Origin of the sequence: Kitasatospora sp. NPDC059462 (genome assembly GCF_042749955.1) — a bacterium.
Taxonomy (GTDB): Bacteria; Actinomycetota; Actinomycetes; order Streptomycetales; family Streptomycetaceae; genus Kitasatospora.
The window spans coordinates 2,543-5,927 of sequence record NZ_JBHYUU010000309.1 but is presented as its reverse complement, the minus strand read 5'-3'; the positions used below and the strand labels follow the sequence as shown (position 1 = coordinate 5,927).

Here is a 3,385-nt window from a genome sequence, read left to right as displayed (position 1 = left end):
GCGCCGGCGGCGGTGCGGGAGGCCCGGTTGGCGGCGCCGGCGGCGGCGACCGCCTGGGCGGCGGCAGCTGCGGCGCCTTGGGCCGCGTCGGCGGCGCGCGCGGCCGCTTCCTTGACACGGGTCAGGTCCCGACCGGCCGCTTCGGTCTCCGCGGCGGCGGTCGCGGCGGACTCCTTGGCCAGCCGGGAGGTCTCGACCGCGCGGGCGGAGGCCGCCTTGGCGGCGTCCTTGGCGATCTGCGCCTGCCGGCCTGCCTCCTCGGCCTGGTCGGCCAGCTGGGAGATCGTCGCGCGTTCCTGGTCCCTGGCCAGGGCCACGAACTGGCCGACCGACAGGAACTCGGCGACATCGGCGGAGGTGCCGCGCAGCGCGACCTTCGCGGCCTCCTTCATGGCCGGTCCGCCGGCCGCGAGGAGTTTCATGACCGCGGCGCGGTCGTCGACGGCGGCGGCGTCGAACTGCCCCTTCTCCAGGAACCTCTTGACGTCCTCAGGGGTGCCCTGCAACGCGGCGGTGGCCTGCTCCCTGACGCTCACCCCGCCGGTGGCGACGAGTTGCATCGCTTCGACTCGGCGGTCCTGTTCCAGGGGCGTCTGCCAGCCGTCCTTGAGGAAGGTCCGCAGGTCCTCCTGGGTGCCCTTCAGTGCGCGGGTGGCCGCCTCGCGCACCCCCGGACCGCCGAGGCTGAAGATCTGGAACGCCGAGACGCGTTCGTCGTGGTACTCCGCGAGGTCCGCCTCGACGTCGAGGAAGCGCTTGATGTCCTCGTCGGTGCCGGTCAGCGCCGCCTCGGCGGCTGCCTGCACGCCGGGCCCGCCCTCCAGCCACAGGTTCACGACACGGCCGCGGTCCGTCGGTGCGGGCGTGCTCGGGCCGGGCCCGGGGTCCGTGGCGAACGCGGGAGCCGCGCCGAGCAGGCCGGCGGCGAGGGCCAGCGGCAGCAGGCCCGCGCATATTCGGCCGAGTACTGACAGCCGGACTCTGCGAGACCGCTTGCTCCCCCTGGCTCCGGGGGCTCCCAAGGGCCGAACGGGATGGTTCACAATCAATACCTCCCAAATGGTGCATCTGTGTTTCGGAGAAAGCTCGCCGAGCATCAGAAACGGAATGGGGTGTACGAATTCGTGAGACGTGGCCAAAAGTCGCTGCGAGGGGCAGTTCTGGGCCGATTCCGCGAACCTCATGGTGCCGGATATTGCTGGTACTTTACGCTGGCTCCGCCGTCGTCCAACACCCCTTCCGGCATTGCGGAATCAACTTGGTCCCGCCAGGATCGAAGGACCCGCCTTGATCAAATCCCGTACCCGCACGACTCTCGTGGTCGGCGCCACCGGAGCTCTGCTGGCATGCATCGGGCTCGCCTCACTGTCGGCCGCACAGGCCACCACCGGAGCTGCTGCGGAGGAGGACATGCCCACCGCCGTCGAGGACTTCCAGTACCCGGAGGCTGACCGCATCCTGACGGAACGCAAGATCACGTTGAAGCGGGGTGACGGGCACATCCTGCTCAAGGAAGGACCCGGCCACACGGTTCCGACCAGTTGCCAGGCGGCGAACGAGATCTTCGTCGAATCGCGTCTCGACAGGCTCGGATACTGCTTCGTTGTCTCCGGTACGACCGGCTGCCTCGCCATGGAACTGCCGGACGTCTACGGCATTTGGACCGAGGATCGCTCCGTCAGCGCCAAACTGCTCGCGGCCGGCCAGGAGAAGCAGGTGAACATCGGCCCTAACTCGGTCGAACCGGTCGGCGAAAGCCTGCCCGGCGGAAAGCGTTCCGTCCTGGTCGAACTCCGCATCACCGGATGATCCGGGCACGCAAGGCCGCTGCCACGCAAAACCGACACCGCACACATCAATTCGACCTGGCCGAAACGGCAATGAAAGGACAGCACCTCGTGTTCCGCACACGATCACACTGGGCCTGGACGACCGGGGCGGTCACGGCCGCTGTGCTGACCGGCGCACTGCTGACCGGCGGACCCGCTCCCGCCGTCAGCGGTGACACCTCACCGGCGGGCACCTACGCGTACGCGGCCAAGCTGGACATCGGCGACGGCGAACGCTCCTGCACCGGGGCCCTGATCGACCCGTACTGGATCGTCACCGCCACCTCCTGCTTCGCCGACAACCCCGCCCAACCGACGACCGTCCCCGCAGGCCCGCCCGCCCTCAAGACCACCGCCACCATCGGCCGAACCGACCTCACCACCACCACGGGCCAGATCCGCGACATCGCCGAACTCGTCCCCCGCACCGACCGCGACCTCGTCCTCGCCCGCCTCACCACCCCCGTCACCGACATCACCCCGGTGGCCGTGGCCACCACCGCCCCCACCACCGGGGAGGAGCTGACGGTGGCGGGCTACGGCCGCACCAGGACCGAGTGGGTGCCCGACAAGCTCCACAGCGCCGCCTTCACCGTCGGCGCGATCGACCCGGCCGGCCTCGGCATCGCCCCCAGGACCCCGGCCGACGCCGCCCTCTGCAAGGGCGACACCGGCGGGCCCGCCCTGCGCCGCGTCGGCGACCGCTACGAGCTCGCCGCCCTCACCAGCCGCTCCTGGCAGAACGGCTGCCTCGGCGCCGCCCCGACCACCCGTACCGGCGCCTACGAGACCCGCACCGACGACCTCGGCACCTGGATCCAGCAGACGCTCTCCGACTGGGCCGCCGTGGTGGCCGGCCGCGCCAGCGGACGGAACACCGTCTACAACCCCGACACGAAGACGGCCGAGATCTTCACCCTGCGCACCGACGGCGCCCTCATCCACGCCTACAACACCAACGGCGAGGGCTGGGCCGGCTGGCACCTGATCGGGCCCGGCGCACGGTTCACCGGCACGCCGGCGGTCGTTTACAACGCTGCCACCAACAGCCTTGAGGTGTTCGCCATCGGCACCGAGGGGTCCATGTACCGGGCGACGTGGAGCCGCGCCACCGGCTGGCAGCCGTGGACGATGACCGGTGACTGGAAGTACAGCGGCTCCCCCTCCGCCGTCTACAACCCGGACACCAGGACCGCCGAGGTCTTCGCCCTGCGTACCGATGGTGTCATGGCCCACCTCTACAACACCGACGGCGCCGGCTGGCACGGACCGTTCACCCTCAACCCCTCAGGCCAGTTCACCGGCACACCGGCGGTGCTCCACAACCCCGTCACCAACACCCTCGACCTGTTTGCCACCGGCACCGACGGATCGATGTACCGGGCGGCCTGGAGCCGGGCCGCCGGCTGGACGTCCTGGACCATGGCCGGTGACTGGAAGTACCGCGGTTCCCTCACCACGGTCTACAACCCGGACACCAGGACCGCCGAGGTCTTCGCCCTGCGTACCGATGGTGTCATGGCCCACCTCTACAACACCGACGGCGCCGGCTGGCA

3 protein-coding genes are annotated in these 3,385 nt (G+C 70.3%); 2 read left to right on the top strand and 1 reads right to left on the bottom strand.

The genetic code is table 11. From position 1 onward, the window contains the following. A partial coding sequence (locus tag ACFXAM_RS37470) for an ALF repeat-containing protein (protein WP_380298269.1) occupies positions 1-836 on the bottom strand: 836 nt, incomplete at its 3' end. A gap of 451 nt (positions 837-1,287) precedes the next feature. On the opposite strand from ACFXAM_RS37470, the gene ACFXAM_RS37465 reads away from it, so the two are divergent. Together ACFXAM_RS37465 and ACFXAM_RS37460 are read left to right on the top strand one after the other, a co-directional pair. Continuing rightward, a complete protein-coding gene (locus ACFXAM_RS37465; RefSeq protein WP_380298267.1) occupies positions 1,288-1,809 on the top strand; it encodes a hypothetical protein in 522 nt (173 codons plus the stop codon). A gap of 89 nt (positions 1,810-1,898) precedes the next feature. After that, positions 1,899-3,385, top strand: a 1,487-nt coding sequence (locus ACFXAM_RS37460; protein ID WP_380298266.1) for a trypsin-like serine protease, incomplete at its 3' end; no start/stop codon positions are given.